We start from the raw sequence: 16,410 nt of genomic DNA on the forward strand, positions 1-16,410 counted from the left end.
CGCTCAGCGCGCGAGCGGTACGCAGACCTCAGCCAGCGCGGTCAGGAACGCCGCCGCATCGTCGCGGTTGAAGCAGAGCGGCGGCCGCACCTTCAGCACGTTGCCGAAGGGCCCCGTCGCGCCGACCATGACGCCGCGCTCGCGCAGCCCGTTGATGACGGCGCGGGCGGCGGCGCCATCGGGCTCGCGGGTGCCGGGACGGCTGATCTCGACCCCTAGGAACAGCCCCGCGCCGCGCACATCGCCGATCACCGAGCCCTCGCCACAAAGCCCGCGCACGCCCTCGCGCAGATGCGCGCCCATGGCGCTGGCATTGGCGAGCAGCCCTTCGCCCTTGAGCGTGTCGAGCACCGCAAGCCCCGCGGCAGCCGCCAGAGGATTGCCGCCGAAGGTGTTGAAATAGCCGGCATTCCGCGCGCAGAAGGCGGTCAGGATCTCGGGCCGCGTCACCGCGCCCGACATCGGAAAGCCGTTGCCCATGGGCTTGCCCATCGTGACGATGTCGGGCGTCACGCCGTGGGCGCCGAAGCCCCACATCGACTGTCCGGTGCGCCCGAAGCCAGGCTGCACCTCGTCCGCGATGAAAAGCCCCCCGGCCGCCTGCACCGCCTCGACCGCCGGCACGAGCAGCCCCTCGGGCGCCGCGTAGACGCCGTCGCTCGAAAAGATCGTGTCGATGATCAGCGCCGAGATCCCGAAGCCCGCGCGCCCGAGATCGTCAATCGCCGCCTGCACTGCCGCACCGAAGCTGGCGCCCGGATCGGCGTCACCGCTGCGGAAGGCCTCGGGCGGCGGCACCGTCCGCACGTGCGCGGGCACCGAGCGGTCGGCGCGAGACCCGGGCGAGATCGCCGTCGTAGAGCTCGAGTTGCCGTGATAGGCGAGCTCGGTCACGATGACGCCGCGCCGGCCGGTGAAGGCCTCGGCCATGCGCAGGGCAAGGTCGTTACTCTCGGAGCCGGTGCAGGTCAGCACCACGTTGTCGAGCCCCGCCGGAAACTCGGCCAGCAGCCGCTCGGCGTAGTCGTGCACGATGTCCACGAGGTAGCGTGTGTTAGTGTTGAGGATGCCCGCCTGCCGCGCGATGGCCTCGGCCACGGCGGGGTGCGAATGGCCGATGCAGGGCACGTTGTTGTAGAGGTCGAGGTACCCCCGCCCGTCGACGTCGTACATCCACGCACCGCTTGCCCGCGCCATGTGGATGGGCCGGTCGTAGAACAGCACCGAGGCGGCGCCGAAGCTGGCGCGGCGGCGGGCCAGCGCCGCGGCGAGGCCGGGATCCTCGACCACGGCCGTCTCGTCGAAGCGGTTCAGGTCTATGACTTCGCTGATCTCTGACATCTGTCCTATCCGTGTTCCGAAAGGTAGCGTTCCGCCAGTTCCACCGTGCCCACGGTGAACCCGGTCCCGGCGCTCTGGCCGAGAGGCGTTTCCGAGTGGCCGGCAGCCCAGGCGGTAAGCTGGATACGCCGCAGCAGCACCAGCGCGGGCAGGATCGCCTCGTCCTCGGGCGCGACGGGCGCGACGCCGCGGTATCCCTCGAGCCAGCTCGCCTGAAGCGCGCCGAGCCGCGGGTCGCATTCCAGCCCGCTGACGGAGGCGGCGAAATCGAACATGAACCAGCCCATGCCGCAGTCGTCGAAGTCGATGACGCCGAGCCTTGTGCCCTCGGCCAGCAGGTTGGCGGGTTTCATGTCGGCATGGATGAGCCCCCAGCGCGCGGCGTCGCGGCCATAGGCATCGGTGCGCTCGCGCAGGTGCGCCACGGCGCGTTCCAGCACTGCCCGCCCCTCGGGCCCGAGGCCGATGCCACAGCGCCAGTCGCCCCAGTCGGCGTCCGGGCCGATGCAGCTCTCCCAGTCCCAGACCCGCCGCACGAAGCCCGCGGGCGGGCTCCAGCGCCGGGCATGGTCGTGCAGCCGCGCGGTCATCTCGCCCAGCGTCGTGAACCACGCCACGAGGTCGCCGGTCTCGTCCGGCGGCAGGCCGGGCATGAACTCGAAGCAGGCGATCAGCATCCGCGTGCCCCCGGCGTCGAAGCGCGCGAGCGGCGCGCCATCGGCCAGAGGGATCGGCGCGGGGGTGGGCACCACGTCGCCGTCGCGCAGGGCAGCGAGCCACGCCAGCTCCGAACGGATCTCGGCTTCGGAATTGTAGCCCGGCCGCTGCACGCGCATGACGACGCGGCGCCCGGGCGGCTCCACAAGGAAGGTGGCGTTCTCGGAGACGGTCAGCAGCCGGCACGGCGTGTCGGGCGCGAGCCCCCAGAGCGGCAGCGCCTCGCGCAGCCCGCGTTCCAGTACCACAAGGAAGGCATCGTCGTAGAGCATCGTTCAGCGCGCGATCTTGCGGGTGGTCTCGGGATCGAAGAGGTGCATCCGCAGGCTGTCCGCAAAGAGCCGGATCTGCCGCGCCACCTCCCAGTCGCCCTCGGCGGGAAGGCGGGCGGCCAGCTCGGACCCGCCCTGCCCCAGCTTGACGTTGAGGATGGTCTCGGGGCCAAGCGCCTCGACGGTCTCGATGCTGCAGTCGATGGCGGCGGGGGCGGCCCCCTCGGGTGTCTCGAAGAGATCCTCGGGGCGGATGCCAAGGATCACCTCGCGCCCGGTATAGGGCGCATAGGCCGCGCGGTAGGCCTCGGGCACCGGCACCGAGAGCCCGGGCGCGATGACCGCGAGCCCCTCGCCCGCCGCCTCGATCCGCGCCGGGATCAGGTTCATCGGCGGGGTGGCGAGGAAGCCCGCCACGAAGGTGTCCGCCGGGTCGCGGTAGACGTCCTGCGGCTTGCCCACCTGCACGATCTCGCCGCCGCGCATGATGCAGATGCGGGTGCCCATGGTCATCGCCTCGACCTGGTCATGGGTGACGTGGATCATCGTGGTCCCGAGCTTGCGGTGCAGCTTGATGAGCTCGGTGCGCATCACCGAGCGCAGCTTGGCGTCGAGGTTCGACAGCGGCTCGTCGAGCAGGAAGGCGCGCGGCTCGCGCACCAGCGCCCGGCCCAGCGCCACCCGCTGACGCTGCCCGCCAGAGAGCTGCGAGGGCTTGCGGTCGAGCAGCGGGCGGATGCCCAGCGTCTCGGCCACGCCCGCGATGCGGCTCTCGATTTCCGGCCCCGGCGTGCCGCGCAGCTTGAGCCCGAAGGCCATGTTCTGGCGCACCGACATGTGCGGATAGAGCGCGTAGTTCTGGAACACGATGGCGAGGTCGCGCTCGGCCGGGTCCACGTCGTTGACGCGCTGCCCGTCGATCAGCAGGTCGCCCTGCGACACCGGCTCGAGCCCCGCGATCATGCGCAGCGTGGTGGACTTACCGCAGCCCGAGGGGCCGAGGAAGATCATGAACTCGCCGTCCTCGATCTGCAGGTCGATGCCCTTGACCGCGTGCACGGCGGAGGCGCCCTGCCCGTAGATGCGCGAGACGGAGTTGAGTTGGATGGATGCCATTGCGTCTTAGTCCTGAACCTGGCGCATCGAGCGCCACAGCACCGCCGTCAGCCCCGCGATCACGATGAGAAGCATGGCCGCCATGGCGCAGGCCTCGCCCAGATCGAGGCTCACGAAGGCGCGCCGGTAGATGAAGTAGCTGATGAGATCGGTGGCGACCCCGGGGCCGCCGCGGGTCATGATGTAGATGATGTCATAGGTCTTGATGGCAAAGATCATGCGGATGAGCAGCGTCACCACGATCACCGGCTTCATCATCGGCAGGGTGATGTGCCAGAAGCGCTGGAAGGGTGTGGCCCCGTCGACCCGCGCCGCCTCGTAGGGCTCGGCGGGAAGCGCGCTGAGACCGGCGAGCAGGAGGACCACCATGAACGAGACCTGGTGCCAGATGTCGACCAGAACCACGGTCCAGAACGCCATGTCGGGGGCGCCCAGCCAGTTGACCGGCTCGATCCCCACGGTGCCCAGAAGCCAGTTCACGATGCCGAGCGTCGGGTGCAGGATCATCCGCCACATGAGCCCCACCACCACCGGGTTGATGAGCAGCGGGCAGAGCAGGATGAGGTAGTAGACCGTCTTGCCCCGCCTCGCGTCGTTCAGCATCAGCGCCACGACGAAGCCCGCGACGAACTGGATGCCAACCACCGCCACCACGAAGAGCAGCGTGATCCAGGCGGAATGCAGGAACTCGCCGTCATCGGCGGCCTTGGCGTAATTCCCGAGGCCGGCGAAATCGTCGTAGCCCGGGAAGATCAGCGAGTAGTTGAAGAAGGAGGTGATCCCGGCCCAGACGATCGGGAACAGGACCACCGCCGCAAGAAGGACGAGACCCGGCGCCGTCAGCAGCCAGCCGAAGCGCCGGTTCTCTCTTTCCATGGTCGTCACATGCGCCATGAGGCGGGGTTACTCCTGACGGCCGTCTTTGATGGCGAGCTCGTCGAACTCGGCGGCGGCGGCGTCGAGCGCCTCCTGCGCCGATTTCTCGCCCGAGACCGCCAGCGACAGCTCGCGGCCCAGCACCTCGACGAACTGAGGCGTGTAGGTGAAGGTCGGGAAGTTATGCGAGCCCAGCAGCAGCTCCTTGAGCGCGGTGGTCTGCGGGTACTTGGCGATCACCTCGGCGTCGTCGAACACGTCGAGCCGGGTGGCCGAGCCGCCGAGCAGCGCGCGTTTCTTCGCGATCTCGGGGCTTTCGACCCACTTCAGGAATTCCCAGGCCGCGTCGGGGTTGGGAGAGGATTTCGGGATCGCCCAGCCCCACGCGCCGTTGAGAGAGCCGCCCTCTTCCGGCGTCTGGCCGGGGACGCCCATGATCTCGCCCTTGCCGACGATGGCCGAGCCCGAGGCATCGTCAACGGCAGCCCGGAAGAAGTTGTAGGTGATGTAGCTGTAGGCCTGGCCCTGGCTGAAGACGTTGAACGCCTCGTCGAACGAGAAGCTGGCCGCGCCCACCGGACCGTAGTCGTTGAGGTTGGTGATGTAATCCTCGAGCGCCGCCACACCCTCGGGCGAGTTGAAGGTGGCGTGCCAGCCGTCGTCGATGAACTCGCCGCCCTTGGCGAAGAGGTAGTTCGACCATTCCATCGCGATGGGATCGGGGCGCAGGCCCTGGTTCACCACGCCGTAGGAGCCGTCCTTGGTGAAGAACTTCACCTGCTGCAGGTACTCGTCCCAGGTCTCGGGCTTCTTCAGCTCGGTGCCGAAAGCGTCCATGTAGGCGGTCTTGTTGGCCTCGTCCTCGAGCAGGTCGGTGCGGTAGAGCAGCCCCATGGCGTAGTTGTAGAAGGGCAGCATGTAGGTGGTGCCCTCGACCTGCCCCACGAGGTCCATCATCGCGGGCACGTAGACCGAGGTGTCGAAACCGTCAGCGGCGATGCGGTCGTCCAGCGGCTGCATCCAGCCCGCCTTGAAGAACTCGCCCACCCAGTAGAAGTCGACCACGATGGCCGAGTAGCTGCCCGAGTTCGACACCAGCTGCGGCACCAGCTTGGTGTGCATCTCGGCGTAGTTGACCACCTCGAGGTTCACGTCGATGCCGGTGGCCTCCTCGAACTCGGGCAGGAGCTGCTGGATGTAGGTGGTGTCCGGCACCGCCTCCATCAGGATGTTGACCGTCTCGGCGTGGGCCGCCACGGCGGTCAGCGCCAGCGCGCTGAGCGATGAGAGCATGTATTTCTTCATACTGGTGTCTCCTTGTTGGACGGGGATCCCGATCTTTGCGCCGGGTCGGTTTGGGGTCGTGTCCGGGTCACTTCAGGGCGCCGAGAGACAGCCCCTTGATGAGGTATTTCTGCAGGAACGGCAGCAGGATGAGCACCGGCGCCAGCGCCAGCAGCGTGGCCGCCGCGAGGGGGGCGATGTTGACGCCCGCGTGGGTCTCGAGCGAGGCCAGCCCCACCGCCAGCGTCTGGCTGGAATGGTTGCCAAGGATCAGCGCGTAGAGGAACTCGTTCCAGCTCAGGATGAAGCCCAGCAGCCCCGCGGCGATGATGCCGGGCATGGCCACGGGGATAGTGACCCTGGTGAAGGCCTGCCAGCGGGTGGCGCCGTCGCAGCGCGCGGCCTCTTCGAGCGAGCGGGTGTCCTCGTCGAAGAAGGAAATCATGATCCACGCCATGAACGGCAGGTTGATGGCGACGTGGGCGATGGTGATGGCGATGATCCCCGGCACCGGCATCAGCGTGGTGAAGACGAGGAACATCGGCAGCACCAGCACGATGGGCGGGATCATCTGGCTCGAGAGCACCATCATCATCAGCGGCCACCCCCCGGTGCGGTAACGGGCGGTGGCATAGGCCATCATCGCCGCGGCGGGGAGCGAGATCGCGGTGGCCAGCACCGCCACGAAGACCGAATTGCCGAACCAGCGGGTGAAATCGTACTGGGTCAGAACCTCGACGAAATTGTGCAGGCCGATCTGGCCGATTTCGGGCGGCAGCCTGTAGGCGGTGAGCTTGTCGGTCAGGCTGACCCGCAGCACCCAGAGCAGCGGCAGCGCGATGCTGGCGGAGAACCCCGCCAGGATCAGGTGCCGCACCAGTCCATCGAGCCGCGCGACCTTCATGCGAGCGACCGTCCCGGATCGCGGGTATCCCTGTGCGTCATTGTGCATCGTCCCGAATTTTCATCGACGTTTCCACGACGCCGCCCACCATGCAACAAAAATGATCGAATTAACTTGCGTTTTTGTTTGTTTTTGTGAGAACCGTTTCAGGACGCCGCTTTTGCGGGCAAATGCTTTGCCCGCCCGCACCACGCGACAGAGATCAGACCGCCGGCGCCATGACCGCCCCGGCCACAGGGAAAGGCGAGTAGCAATGACACTTGAATTCTTCGGGTCGAACCGGAAGGGCGTGATCGCCATGGCCCATATCGGCGCCCTGCCCGGCTCGCCGCTCTACGACGCCGACGGCGGCATGGCCAAGCTCATCGACGAGGTCGCCTCGGACATCGAGAAGCTGCAGGCCGGCGGCGTGCATTGCATCATGTTCGGCAACGAGAACGACCGCCCCTACCAGCTCAAGGCCTGCCCGCAGTCGCTGGCGGCGATGACCGCGGTGGTGATGGCGGTGAAGCCGATGCTGAAGGTGCCCTTCGGCGTGAACTACCTGTGGGATCCGGTGGGCTCGGTGGCGCTTGCCAATGCCACGGGTGCGAGCTTCGCGCGAGAGATCTTCACCGGGCTCTTCGCCTCGGACATGGGCATGTGGGAACCCAACGCCGGCGAGGCGCTGCGCCTGCGCCGCAACCTCGGCTGCACCGACCTCAAGCTGCTGTTCAACATCAACGCCGAGTTCGCCTCGTCCCTCGACAGCCGCCCCATTGAGCTGCGCGCCAAGAGCGCGGTGTTCTCGTCGCTGGCAGACGCCATCCTCGTCTCCGGGCCGCTCACCGGCCAGTCGGCCGAGACCTCGGACCTGTGCAAGGTCCGCGAGGCGGTGCCCGACACCCCGCTGCTGGCCAACACCGGCGTGCGCATCGACAACGTGCAAGAGATCATGTCGATCGCAGACGGCTGCGTCATCGGCACTCATTTCAAGGTCGACGGCAACACCTGGAACAAGGTTGACGCGGACCGGGTCAAGCGTTTCATGGACGTGGTCGACAGCCTGTAAGGGGCCATAATGCAAGACGATTACGTCATCGGGCTGGACATCGGCACCACCAGCACCATCGCCGCGCTTGTGGCCGTGCCGGCGCGGGTCACCGCCACCGCAAGCCGGCCCGTGACGCTCTCGTCACCGCACTACGGCTGGGCCGAGGAAGACCCCGAGGAGTGGTGGGCCAACGCCTGCGAGGTGCTGGCCGAGGTCATGCAGGCCCTGCCCAAAGGCGCCCGCCTGCGCGGCATCTGCGTCACCGGGATGCTGCCCGCGGTGGTGCTGCTCGACGCCGACGGCCAGCTGCTCCGCCCCTCGATCCAGCAGAGCGACGGGCGCTGCGGCGCCGAGGTGCAGGCGCTTGCCGCCGAGGTGCCAGAGGCCGACTTCCTTGCCCGCACCGGCAACGGCATCAACCAGCAACTGGTGGCCGCGAAGCTGCGCTGGATCGAGACCCACGAGCCCGAGGTCTTTGCCCGCATCGCCACGGTCTTCGGTTCTTACGACTTCATAAACCTGCGCCTCACCGGTCATCGCGGGGTCGAGCACAACTGGGCGCTCGAGGCCGGATTCATCGACCTCGCCGACCACGCCATCGCCGGGGATCTCGTGGCTCTGGCGCATCTGCCGCCCGGGGCGATCCCGCCGAAACACGCCTCGCACGACGTCATCGGCGCGGTCACTGCCGGGGCCGCCGCGGCGACCGGCCTGCCCGAGGGTCTGCCGGTCTTCGGCGGGGCTGCGGATCACATCGCCTCGGCGCTGGCGGCGGGGCTCACCGCGCCCGGCGACGTGCTGCTGAAATTCGGCGGCGCGGGCGACATCATCGTGATCTCTGACGCGGTGCGTGCCGACCCGCGGCTGTTCCTCGATTACCACCTCGTACCCGGGCTCTACGCGCCCAACGGCTGCATGGCGGCAACCGGTTCGGCGCTCAACTGGTTCTCGGGCCTGCTGATCCCCGAGCCCGGCCCCGAACCCGACGCGGAAAAGCCCCACCGCACGCTCGACCGGCTCGCGGGTGCGGTGCCACCGGGCAGTGACGGGCTGCTCTGCCTGCCCTATCTTCTCGGCGAGAAGACCCCGATCCACGACCCGCTCGCCCGTGGCACCTTCACCGGGCTCGGGCTCAACCACACGCGCGGCCATCTCTGGCGGGCGCTGCTCGAATCCGTGGCCTATGCCTTCCGCCACCACCTCGAGGTGCTCGAGGAGATCGGCCACCACCCGCGCCGGCTGTTTGCCTCGGACGGCGGCAGCGCCAGCCGGGTCTGGATGCAGATCATGGCCGACGTGGCCGGGCGGCCGGTGCAGGTGCTGGGCAATGCCCACGGCTCCTGCGCGGGCGCGGCCTGGGTGGCGGCGGTGGCCGCTGGCACCGCCGACTGGGCCGAGATCACCACGCTCGTGGCCTATGGCGAGCTGTTCGAACCCGACCCCGTCGCAAAGGCCGTACACGACGCAGGCTACCGCGATTTCCGGGCGCTCTACGAGGCGCTGAAGCCGTTCTTCCACCGCGAGGCATCGCCCGCCTGACCCGGCGCCAGGGGGCCGCTTGTGCCTTTCAATGTTGCTTTCTGTTTGTATTGATCCGACTATGACCGGACCGGGTCGTGGGCCGCACCTTATGACCTGAGGAAGGGACCAGCACAGCATGAGCACCGCCACATCGAAGGGGCCCGGCAGGCTGATCGGGCGCGTCCGCAAGGACCGCATCTCGCAGATGGTGCGCGACAACGGCTTCATGTCCTCCGCCGATCTGGCCGAGACCTTCAAGGTCTCCGAGATGACCGTGCGCCGCGATCTCGCGGAGCTCGAGGAACGCGGCGACCTGCGGCGCACCCATGGCGGCGCCATCGCCTCGGAGCCCGAGGCCGAGACCCGCATCGCCGAGCCCTTCTTCGACGAGCGCCTCCGGCGCAATGCCGAGGCCAAGGCCCGCATCGCCCGCGCCGCCGCCCGGCTGGTGACGGCGGGCCAGATCACCGCGCTCGACGTGGGCACGACCACCTTCGAACTCGGCAAGCTGCTGGTGGCGGAGGCGCAGCAGCGCGTCTTCACCAACAACCTGCGGGTCGCGGCGCTCGACACCCGGGCCGAGGTCTACCTGCTCGGCGGGAGGCTGCGGCCCAACGAGAAATCCATGGTCGGCCCCATCGCGCTGGAACAGGCGCGCAAGCTCTGGTTCGACATCGCCTTCATCGGCGTCTCGTCGATCTCGCCGGAGGGGATCTTCGATTATTCCATCGAGGATACCGAGATCAAACGCGTCTACATGAGCCGCGCCACCCGCAAGGTGGTGCTGGCGGACAGCTCGAAGTTCGACGAGATGGCGCTGGTGCAGATCGGCACGCTCGGCCAGTTCGACGTGCTGGTGACGGACGAGGCACCGGGCCCCGCGCTCGCGGCGGATCTTGCCGCCGCGAAGGTCAGGGTGATCGTCGCCGGGGCCTGAGCGCGCCGCTCAGGTGGTGTAGACACCGCCGGTCACGTTGATGCCCTGCCCGGTCATGAAGCCCGCCGCGTCCGAGGCGAGGAAGGCCACCAGCGTTGCGATGTCCTCGGGCTCTTCGAGCCGGCCCAGCGGCGTCTGGCGGACGTAGTCGGCGATGACCTCCTCGGGGGTGAGGCCGCGCAGCTCTGCCTCCCACGCCACTTCGCGCTCCTGCATGCCGGTGCGCACGAAGCCCGGGCAGACCGCGTTGACGCGAATGCCGTCCGAGGCCAGCTCGCGCGCCAGCGCCTGCGTCCAGCCCAGCACCGCGAATTTCGAGGCAGAGTAATGCGCCAGCAGCGGCGCGCCGATCTTGGCGGCGAGCGAGGCGGTGTTCACGATCACGCCCGTGCCCGCCGAAAGGAAATGCCGCGCGGCGATTTGGTTGGTCAGGAACACGCCGCGGGTGTTGACGTCGAGGTTGAAGTCCCATTCCTCGTCGGTCAGCTCCACCGCCCGGTTCATGGTCGAGACCCCGGCGTTGGCGCAGAGGATGTCGTAGCCGCCGAAGGCTTCGGTCACCTGCGCAAAGGCGGTCTCGACGCTGTCGCGGCGGCGCACGTCGATGCCGAGCCCGATGTGGTCCGCGCCCAGCCCGGCGGCGGTCTCGCGCGCGGCGGCCTCGTCGAGGTCGGCGATGGCGACCCGGACCCCGTGCTCGGCCAGCGTCGCGCAGATCGCGGCGCCGATGCCCCTCGCGCCGCCGGTCACGATAGCGCGCTTGCCTGCGAGGTCGGTTCCGATCTTCATGGTCATTGCTCCTTGGTCAGATCGCCCGGCCGCGGCAGGGCATCGGGCGCGGTGACGCCCAGAATGGGGGTGATGAGTTCGTCGAGCCGCGCCACGGTCAGCTCGGCGCCGGGCACAACGAGATGCTCGGTCGCGATGCCGAAGACCCGCAGCCCGGCGGCGCTGGCCGAGATGGCGCCGGTTTCACTGTCCTCGACGGCCGCGACCTGGGCGGGCGCGAGACCGAGGCGCGAGGCCGCCATGGCGTAGGGCGCCGGGTGAGGCTTGCCGTGGGGCACGTCGTCGTAGCTGACGGAGAACGCGATGTCGCCGGCGATGCCGAGGGCCGCGATATTGGCGTCGACGATGCGGCGGACCGAGTTCGAGACGCAGACCATGCGGACCCCTGCCCCGCGCGCCGCCGCCAGCAGCTCTTCCATGCCCGCCAGCGGCCGCAGCTCTCCGGCACGGGCGCAGTAGCGCGCGACGATGAGGTCGGTCCAGCGCTGGTGCGACAGGTCCGCAGGCCGGCGCGGTTCCAGCGCGGTCCAGACGTCGGCGAGATGCACGCCGCGGAAGCGATCGTCGTCGAGGCCGCTCAGGTCGACCCCGGTCTCGGCGCAGACCTCGTTCAGCACGTCGAGGTGCAGCGGCTCGCTGTCGACCAGCGTCCCGTCAATGTCAAAGGCGATGGCCGCGATGGTGGCGGCCCCGGACGGTACGGTCATGAAGGCTCCGCTGGTTTCGTGCGACCCTAACCAAGATTCGAACAGTTGCAAACATTTTAGCACACTGGCTTTGCCCTGGGCACGCGCCCTGGCCACCGGCGCAGGTATCGCAGCCATAGGCAGGCGCTATTTGTGAGCGGACCGCCCTCGTGCTTGTCTTGGCCCGACAGCCTCGCGCCCCTTTCACAGCCAAGGACCGACCGATGCCCTTCTCGCCCGACGCCCGCGCAGATCTCGACCGCTATTGGAGCACCATCGAGGCCTCGGCCCAGATCGGCATGGGGCGCCCTGGCGGGTTGTCGCGACTGGCGCTGTCGGATGCGGACCGCGACATGCGCGACCTCTTCGTGGAGTGGTGCGAGGACGCGGGCCTCACCATCGGCATCGACGAATGCGGCTCGATCTTCGCCCGCCGCGACGGTCGCCAGAACGAGCTGCCGCCGGTGATGATCGGCAGCCACCTCGACACGCAGATCAACGGCGGCCGATTCGACGGAATCGCGGGGGTGCTGGCGGCGCTCGAGGTGGTGCGCAGCCTCAACGATCTGGGCCACGTCACCCGGCGCCCCATCGTCATCGTCAACTGGACCAACGAGGAAGGCTCCCGCTTCTCGCCACCGATGGTGGCCTCGGGCTGCTTCGTCGGTCGCTACGAGACCGGCTGGGTGCATGATCTCGTCGCCGATGACGGCGCCCGCTTCGGCGACGAGCTCTCGCGCATCGGCTACAAGGGCAACATCCCCTGCGGCGGCGCCGAGATCGACGCCTATCTCGAGATGCACATCGAACAGGGCCCGCTGCTCGACGCCGAAGGCTACGAGCTGGGCGTGGTGACCGGCGGCTACCCGAGTCGCGGCATCCGCGCCCGCTTCGAGGGCGAGACCGCCCACACCGGCCCCACGCCCATGGACCTGCGCCACAACGCGCTGGTGGCCGGCGCGCGCTGGCTGACGGCGGTGGACGACATCGGCTGGGATTACGCGGTGCATGACGGCAAGGCCACCGCGGCCAAGCTCAGCGCCTGGCCCAACAAGCCCGGGATCCTGTCCGAGAGCGCCGAGGCGATCTGCGACGTTCGCCACCCGGACCCGGTCACCACCCGCGTCATGGCCGAGAAGATGCGCCGCGCGCTGCACGAATCCGCCGCAAGGGCCGGCTGCACCGCCAGCGTCGAGGACGAATGGCACTGGGGCGGCGACATCTTCGATGCAGGCCTCGTGGCCATGGTGCGTGGCGAGGCGCAGCGCATGGGCTTGCGCTGGCGCGACATCCAGAGCCAGGCCGGGCACGACGCCTATTTCCTCGCCACCCACTGCCCCACCGCGATGATCTTCACGCCCTGCAAAGGCGGCATCACCCACAACAACCGCGAGGATTGCGCGCCCGAGGATCTCGTCGCCGGTCTCAACGTGCTGCTGCACACGGCCGTTGCCCGCGCCGACCGCTGACCGGCGGTGCGCGGCCTCAGCCCATGTCGGGGTAGAGGTTCAGCAGCTCCTCGATGAGATGCACGAACTTCTCCTCGGCGGAGGAAAGCTGCAGCCGCGGGTTGGTGACGAGGAAGACGTCGGCGCCGAGCTGCTGGTCCGAGATCTTGAGCGGCCAGAGATTGCCGTGCTCGATTTCATCCATCACCGAGACCAGCGGCAGGATCCCGATGCCGAGCCCGGACATGATCATGCGCCGGATCTCTTCCATGTTGGGCGAGGCGCCGCTGATGCGCTGGCCGAGGTTGGCGCTCTGGCGCAGCACCGCCATGGGCTCGAGCCCGCCCGCGTCGGTGGCGCAGGCGAAGGTGATGAAGGGCTCCTGCTGGAGATCGCGCAGCGCCACGTCCTCGCGCCCGAAGAGCGGGTGCTCCTTGCCGCAGAAGATGCCGAACTCCTCGCGGAAGAGCTTGCGGCAGGTCAGGTTCATCACCGGCTTCGACAGCAGGCAGACCCCGAGGCCGACGCGCTCGTCCTGAAGGTTGCGGATGATGGTCTGGCTGCTTTGCACCTCGATGCGGAAGCTGACCGAGGGGTGGCGCTGGTGGAAGAGCCGGAGTGCCTCGTCGAAGAGCGGGCTGCGCAGGTTGGTGATGATCTGGAACCGCACCTCGCCGCGCTCCTCGTCCACACCGTGGCGGCTGAGGCCGGCGATGCGGTCGGCCGAGCGGAGCATCTCGGTGCATTCGCGGTGGATCTTGGTGCCGCGCAGGGTCAGCTCGAAATGGCGGCTGTCGCGGAACACCAGCTGACAGCCGAGCTGCTCCTCGAGCTTGCGCAGGGCGTTGGTGACCGAGGGCTGGCTCACCCCCAGACGCTGCGCCGCCCGCGTCAGGCTCTGCTCTTCCGCGATCACGTGGAAGGTGCGCAGGAGGTTCCAGTTCAGCTCGGTCAGGGAAATACCGTCCATTTTTTCATCACTTGCCGGAGCAACGGGAATTGTCCCGGCCCGCGATCCCCCGGGGACCGCAGGGCACGGTCGCCGCGAGGCGTTACACGCGGATGGCGTGACTTTACAGCGAAAACGCGCCTCCGCCAGCATCCGCGCACAACGTCGCACAGCCGCGCCGCGCGCCGGCCCGCCACGAGGCTATCCCAGCGATAGCGGACGGTTATTTGACCCTGCCCAATCATAACGCTTCGATTTGGGGAACTCTTGCAGATCGGACCGCCTCATGACCGCCACCCCGGACGCCACCGTCGATTACGCCACCGTCGAAACAGCGACGCTGGGCCACTTCCTGTCCGACGGCTTCATGGTCCCGGCGATCCAGTCGGTGAGCTCGGGGATTCGCATCGCGGGCCCGGCGCTGACCGTCCGCCTGCCCGGAGACGACGGCATGGCGCTGGTCGAGGCGCTCTCCATCGCCGAGCCCGGCCAGATCGTGGTCGTCGACCGTTGCGGCGACCTGCGCCACGCCTGCTGGGGCGCCGTCACCACCAATGCCGCCATCGCGCGCGGCGTGAAGGGCGCCATCATCGACGGGTTCATCACCGATCTCAGCGCGATCCGCGAGCTGGGCTTCCCGGTCTGGTGCCGCGGCCGCTCGCCCATCACCACCCGCCAGCGCGGGCTTGGCGGCAACGTCAATCACCGCGTCGCCTGCGGCGGGGTCAGCGTCGCGCCGGGCGACCTGGTGATCGCGGACGAGAACGGCGTGGTGGTGCTGCCCCCCTCTGATGCCGAAATGCACTGCACCCGGGCGCTGGCGATGCAGGCCAACGAACCCGAGCTCATCCGCCGCCTGCATGCCGGCGAGACCATGGCCGACCTGGCCCAACCGAAAGAGCCGCGCGTGGCGGCCGACTGAATGACAAACGCAACGCAACAGGGAACTCTCCTCATGACCCTCACGACGACCACCATGGCCCGCCTGCTGGGCGCGAGCGCTCTGGCGCTGTCGCTGGCCGCCGGTGCCGCCCACGCGGGCAAGGCCGACGACACGCTGAACGTGGCCTTCGCCGCCGAACCGGAGCCGCTCGACAGCTACAAGATCGCGGGCCGTCAGGGCCTGATCCTCGCCCGCCACATCTATGACGGGCTGCTCTACAAGGACCTCAACACCGGCGAGTTCCTCCCGGCGCTGGCCGAGAGCTACGAGTACGTCGAGCCGCTGGTGATGGAGTTCAAGCTGCGCGAGGGCGTCAAATTCCACAACGGCGCGGATTTCACCGCCGATGACGTGGTGACCACCTTCGACATGGTGACCGACCCCGAGTACGGCACCCGCTACGCGATCTACGTCGACTGGATCGACAGCGTCGAGAAGATCGACGACTACACCGTGCGCATCAACATGTCGAAGCCCTTCGCCGGCGCGCTCGAGATGCTCGCCGACGCGCTGCCGATCTACCCGCACGAATTCTTCGCCGAGAACGGCTCCGAGGGCATCACCCGCACGCCCATCGGCACCGGCCCCTACAAGCTGGTCTCGCAGGAGCCCGGCGTGCGCTACGAGCTCGAGAAGTTCGAGGACTACTATCCCGAGGGCCCGAAGGCCGGCGCCAGCATCGGCAAGATCGTCGTGCGCACCATCCCCGAGCTCAACACCCAGTACGCCGAGCTGATGTCGGGCAACCTCGACTGGATCTGGCGCATCCCGCCGGATCAGGCCTCGCGTCTGGAGAGCCGCGTGCAGGTGATCTCGGCGCCGATCATGCGCATCGCCTACGTGGGCTTCGCACCGCTCGCGCTCGACGCCGAGAGCCCCATCGCCAAGCAGGAGGTCCGTCAGGCCCTGATCCACGCAGTCAACCGCGAGGCCATCACCAAAGCCTTCGGCGGCGCCGGCTCCGAGGTGCTGAATACGCCCTGCAACCCGGCCCAGTTCGGCTGCGAGCAGGACGTCACCGCCTATGAGTACGACCCCGAGAAGGCCAGGCAGATGCTGGCGGACGCGGGCTATGCCGACGGCTTCGAGATGGAGATGGTCTTCGCCGCTATGCCCCGCCCCGTGGCCGAGGCCGTGGCCGCGGATCTCGCCAAGGTCGGCGTGACGCTGATCCTGAACGAGCAGCAATACGCGGCCGGCGTCGGCCAGTGGCGCGCCAAGGAGCTTCCGGCGTTCTTCTCGAACTGGGGCAGCTACGGCATCGGCGACGCGGCCTTCATCCTGTCGAACTTCTTCGGCGGCGGCGCCGACGACCTGATCCAGGACCCGCAGCTTGCCGAGTGGCTCACCACCGCCGACACCGCGTCGGACCGCGAGGTGCGCGCCGAAAACTACTCGATGGCGGTGAAGGAGATCGTGGACCAGGCCTACTGGATGCCCATGTACAACTTCAACGTGAACTACGGCCTCTCGCCGGACCTGAGCTTCACGCCCTACCCCGACGAGTTCGCCCGCTGGTGGGAAGCCAGCTGGAAGTGATCCCCGACTGGGGGCGCGCGATCCTGCGCGCCCCACCTTTTCCGACTGACCACGG

At 68.4% G+C, this 16,410-nt stretch carries 15 protein-coding genes; 6 read left to right on the forward strand and 9 right to left on the reverse strand.

The annotated features are described in order from the left end of the window. Window positions 1-3: 3 nt before the first annotated feature. From BLQ77_RS03205 to BLQ77_RS03230, 6 genes are all read right to left on the reverse strand, one after another. A complete protein-coding gene (locus BLQ77_RS03205; RefSeq protein ID WP_089955301.1) occupies window positions 4-1,341 on the reverse strand; it encodes an aspartate aminotransferase family protein in 1,338 nt (445 codons plus the stop codon). A gap of 5 nt (window positions 1,342-1,346) precedes the next feature. Beyond that, window positions 1,347-2,330 (reverse strand): phosphotransferase enzyme family protein, encoded by a 984-nt coding sequence (locus BLQ77_RS03210; RefSeq protein ID WP_089955305.1) that lies wholly within the window; start codon window positions 2,328-2,330, stop codon window positions 1,347-1,349. A 3-nt stretch (window positions 2,331-2,333) separates the two neighbouring features. After that, the gene (locus tag BLQ77_RS03215) at window positions 2,334-3,446 is read right to left on the reverse strand and encodes an ABC transporter ATP-binding protein (RefSeq protein ID WP_089955308.1); all 1,113 of its coding nucleotides are present in this window, start codon (window positions 3,444-3,446) and stop codon (window positions 2,334-2,336) included. Window positions 3,447-3,452: 6 nt separating this feature from the next. Continuing rightward, the gene (locus tag BLQ77_RS03220) at window positions 3,453-4,340 is read right to left on the reverse strand and encodes a carbohydrate ABC transporter permease (RefSeq protein ID WP_008885730.1); all 888 of its coding nucleotides are present in this window, start codon (window positions 4,338-4,340) and stop codon (window positions 3,453-3,455) included. 9 nt (window positions 4,341-4,349) lie between these two features. Then, on the reverse strand, window positions 4,350-5,627 hold the full coding sequence (locus BLQ77_RS03225) for an ABC transporter substrate-binding protein (RefSeq protein ID WP_089955312.1): 1,278 nt from the start codon (window positions 5,625-5,627) through the stop codon (window positions 4,350-4,352). A 67-nt stretch (window positions 5,628-5,694) separates the two neighbouring features. Continuing rightward, window positions 5,695-6,510 carry a carbohydrate ABC transporter permease gene (locus BLQ77_RS03230; RefSeq protein WP_008884888.1) on the reverse strand — a complete coding sequence of 272 codons (816 nt, stop codon included), beginning with the start codon at window positions 6,508-6,510 and terminating at the stop codon, window positions 5,695-5,697. A gap of 253 nt (window positions 6,511-6,763) precedes the next feature. Here BLQ77_RS03230 and BLQ77_RS03235 point away from each other — a divergent pair, with 253 nt between their 5' ends. The 3 genes from BLQ77_RS03235 (at window position 6,764) to BLQ77_RS03245 (ending at window position 10,001) form a co-directional block, all read left to right on the forward strand. Further along, complete coding sequence (locus BLQ77_RS03235; protein WP_089955315.1) at window positions 6,764-7,561, forward strand: BtpA/SgcQ family protein; 798 nt, start codon at window positions 6,764-6,766, stop codon at window positions 7,559-7,561. 9 nt (window positions 7,562-7,570) lie between these two features. Beyond that, the gene (locus tag BLQ77_RS03240; protein ID WP_089955321.1) at window positions 7,571-9,082 is read left to right on the forward strand and encodes an FGGY-family carbohydrate kinase; all 1,512 of its coding nucleotides are present in this window, start codon (window positions 7,571-7,573) and stop codon (window positions 9,080-9,082) included. A gap of 118 nt (window positions 9,083-9,200) precedes the next feature. After that, window positions 9,201-10,001: a DeoR/GlpR family DNA-binding transcription regulator gene (locus tag BLQ77_RS03245; protein WP_089955326.1), complete on the forward strand. Its 801-nt coding sequence runs from the start codon at window positions 9,201-9,203 to the stop codon at window positions 9,999-10,001. Between the two features lie 9 nt (window positions 10,002-10,010). On the opposite strand, the gene BLQ77_RS03250 is transcribed toward BLQ77_RS03245, so the two are convergent. Together BLQ77_RS03250 and BLQ77_RS03255 are read right to left on the reverse strand one after the other, a co-directional pair. Next, window positions 10,011-10,790 carry an SDR family NAD(P)-dependent oxidoreductase gene (locus tag BLQ77_RS03250; protein WP_089955328.1) on the reverse strand — a complete coding sequence of 260 codons (780 nt, stop codon included), beginning with the start codon at window positions 10,788-10,790 and terminating at the stop codon, window positions 10,011-10,013. 2 nt (window positions 10,791-10,792) lie between these two features. Further along, window positions 10,793-11,497 (reverse strand): HAD family hydrolase, encoded by a 705-nt coding sequence (locus BLQ77_RS03255; RefSeq protein ID WP_089955333.1) that lies wholly within the window; start codon window positions 11,495-11,497, stop codon window positions 10,793-10,795. Window positions 11,498-11,700: 203 nt separating this feature from the next. Here BLQ77_RS03255 and BLQ77_RS03260 point away from each other — a divergent pair, with 203 nt between their 5' ends. Beyond that, window positions 11,701-12,945, forward strand: coding sequence for a Zn-dependent hydrolase (locus tag BLQ77_RS03260; RefSeq protein WP_089955337.1), 1,245 nt, complete (start codon window positions 11,701-11,703; stop codon window positions 12,943-12,945). Window positions 12,946-12,961: 16 nt separating this feature from the next. Here BLQ77_RS03260 and BLQ77_RS03265 read toward each other — a convergent pair whose 3' ends face one another. Then, the gene (locus tag BLQ77_RS03265; protein WP_089955342.1) at window positions 12,962-13,894 is read right to left on the reverse strand and encodes a LysR family transcriptional regulator; all 933 of its coding nucleotides are present in this window, start codon (window positions 13,892-13,894) and stop codon (window positions 12,962-12,964) included. Between the two features lie 265 nt (window positions 13,895-14,159). Here BLQ77_RS03265 and BLQ77_RS03270 point away from each other — a divergent pair, with 265 nt between their 5' ends. Further along, window positions 14,160-14,795 (forward strand): RraA family protein, encoded by a 636-nt coding sequence (locus tag BLQ77_RS03270; RefSeq protein WP_089955345.1) that lies wholly within the window; start codon window positions 14,160-14,162, stop codon window positions 14,793-14,795. Between the two features lie 33 nt (window positions 14,796-14,828). Beyond that, entirely contained in the window at window positions 14,829-16,355 is a 1,527-nt protein-coding gene (locus BLQ77_RS03275; protein ID WP_089955348.1) for an ABC transporter substrate-binding protein, read from the forward strand. Window positions 16,356-16,410: the final 55 nt, after the last annotated feature.

Origin of the sequence: Salipiger thiooxidans, assembly GCF_900102075.1 — a bacterium.
GTDB classification, from domain to species: domain Bacteria; phylum Pseudomonadota; class Alphaproteobacteria; order Rhodobacterales; family Rhodobacteraceae; genus Salipiger; species Salipiger thiooxidans.

What these genes read in the sequence shown, in the direction of transcription:
- BLQ77_RS03205 (WP_089955301.1), bottom strand. Translation starts at nt 1,341, where the DNA reads ATGTCAGAGATCAGCGAAGTCATAGACCTGAACCGCTTCGACGAGACG.
- BLQ77_RS03210 (WP_089955305.1), bottom strand. Translation starts at nt 2,330, where the DNA reads ATGCTCTACGACGATGCCTTCCTTGTGGTACTGGAACGCGGGCTGCGC.
- BLQ77_RS03215 (WP_089955308.1), bottom strand. Translation starts at nt 3,446, where the DNA reads ATGGCATCCATCCAACTCAACTCCGTCTCGCGCATCTACGGGCAGGGC.
- BLQ77_RS03220 (WP_008885730.1), bottom strand. Translation starts at nt 4,340, where the DNA reads ATGGCGCATGTGACGACCATGGAAAGAGAGAACCGGCGCTTCGGCTGG.
- BLQ77_RS03225 (WP_089955312.1), bottom strand. Translation starts at nt 5,627, where the DNA reads ATGAAGAAATACATGCTCTCATCGCTCAGCGCGCTGGCGCTGACCGCC.
- BLQ77_RS03230 (WP_008884888.1), bottom strand. Translation starts at nt 6,510, where the DNA reads ATGAAGGTCGCGCGGCTCGATGGACTGGTGCGGCACCTGATCCTGGCG.
- BLQ77_RS03235 (WP_089955315.1), top strand. Translation starts at nt 6,764, where the DNA reads ATGACACTTGAATTCTTCGGGTCGAACCGGAAGGGCGTGATCGCCATG.
- BLQ77_RS03240 (WP_089955321.1), top strand. Translation starts at nt 7,571, where the DNA reads ATGCAAGACGATTACGTCATCGGGCTGGACATCGGCACCACCAGCACC.
- BLQ77_RS03245 (WP_089955326.1), top strand. Translation starts at nt 9,201, where the DNA reads ATGAGCACCGCCACATCGAAGGGGCCCGGCAGGCTGATCGGGCGCGTC.
- BLQ77_RS03250 (WP_089955328.1), bottom strand. Translation starts at nt 10,790, where the DNA reads ATGAAGATCGGAACCGACCTCGCAGGCAAGCGCGCTATCGTGACCGGC.
- BLQ77_RS03255 (WP_089955333.1), bottom strand. Translation starts at nt 11,497, where the DNA reads ATGACCGTACCGTCCGGGGCCGCCACCATCGCGGCCATCGCCTTTGAC.
- BLQ77_RS03260 (WP_089955337.1), top strand. Translation starts at nt 11,701, where the DNA reads ATGCCCTTCTCGCCCGACGCCCGCGCAGATCTCGACCGCTATTGGAGC.
- BLQ77_RS03265 (WP_089955342.1), bottom strand. Translation starts at nt 13,894, where the DNA reads ATGGACGGTATTTCCCTGACCGAGCTGAACTGGAACCTCCTGCGCACC.
- BLQ77_RS03270 (WP_089955345.1), top strand. Translation starts at nt 14,160, where the DNA reads ATGACCGCCACCCCGGACGCCACCGTCGATTACGCCACCGTCGAAACA.
- BLQ77_RS03275 (WP_089955348.1), top strand. Translation starts at nt 14,829, where the DNA reads ATGACCCTCACGACGACCACCATGGCCCGCCTGCTGGGCGCGAGCGCT.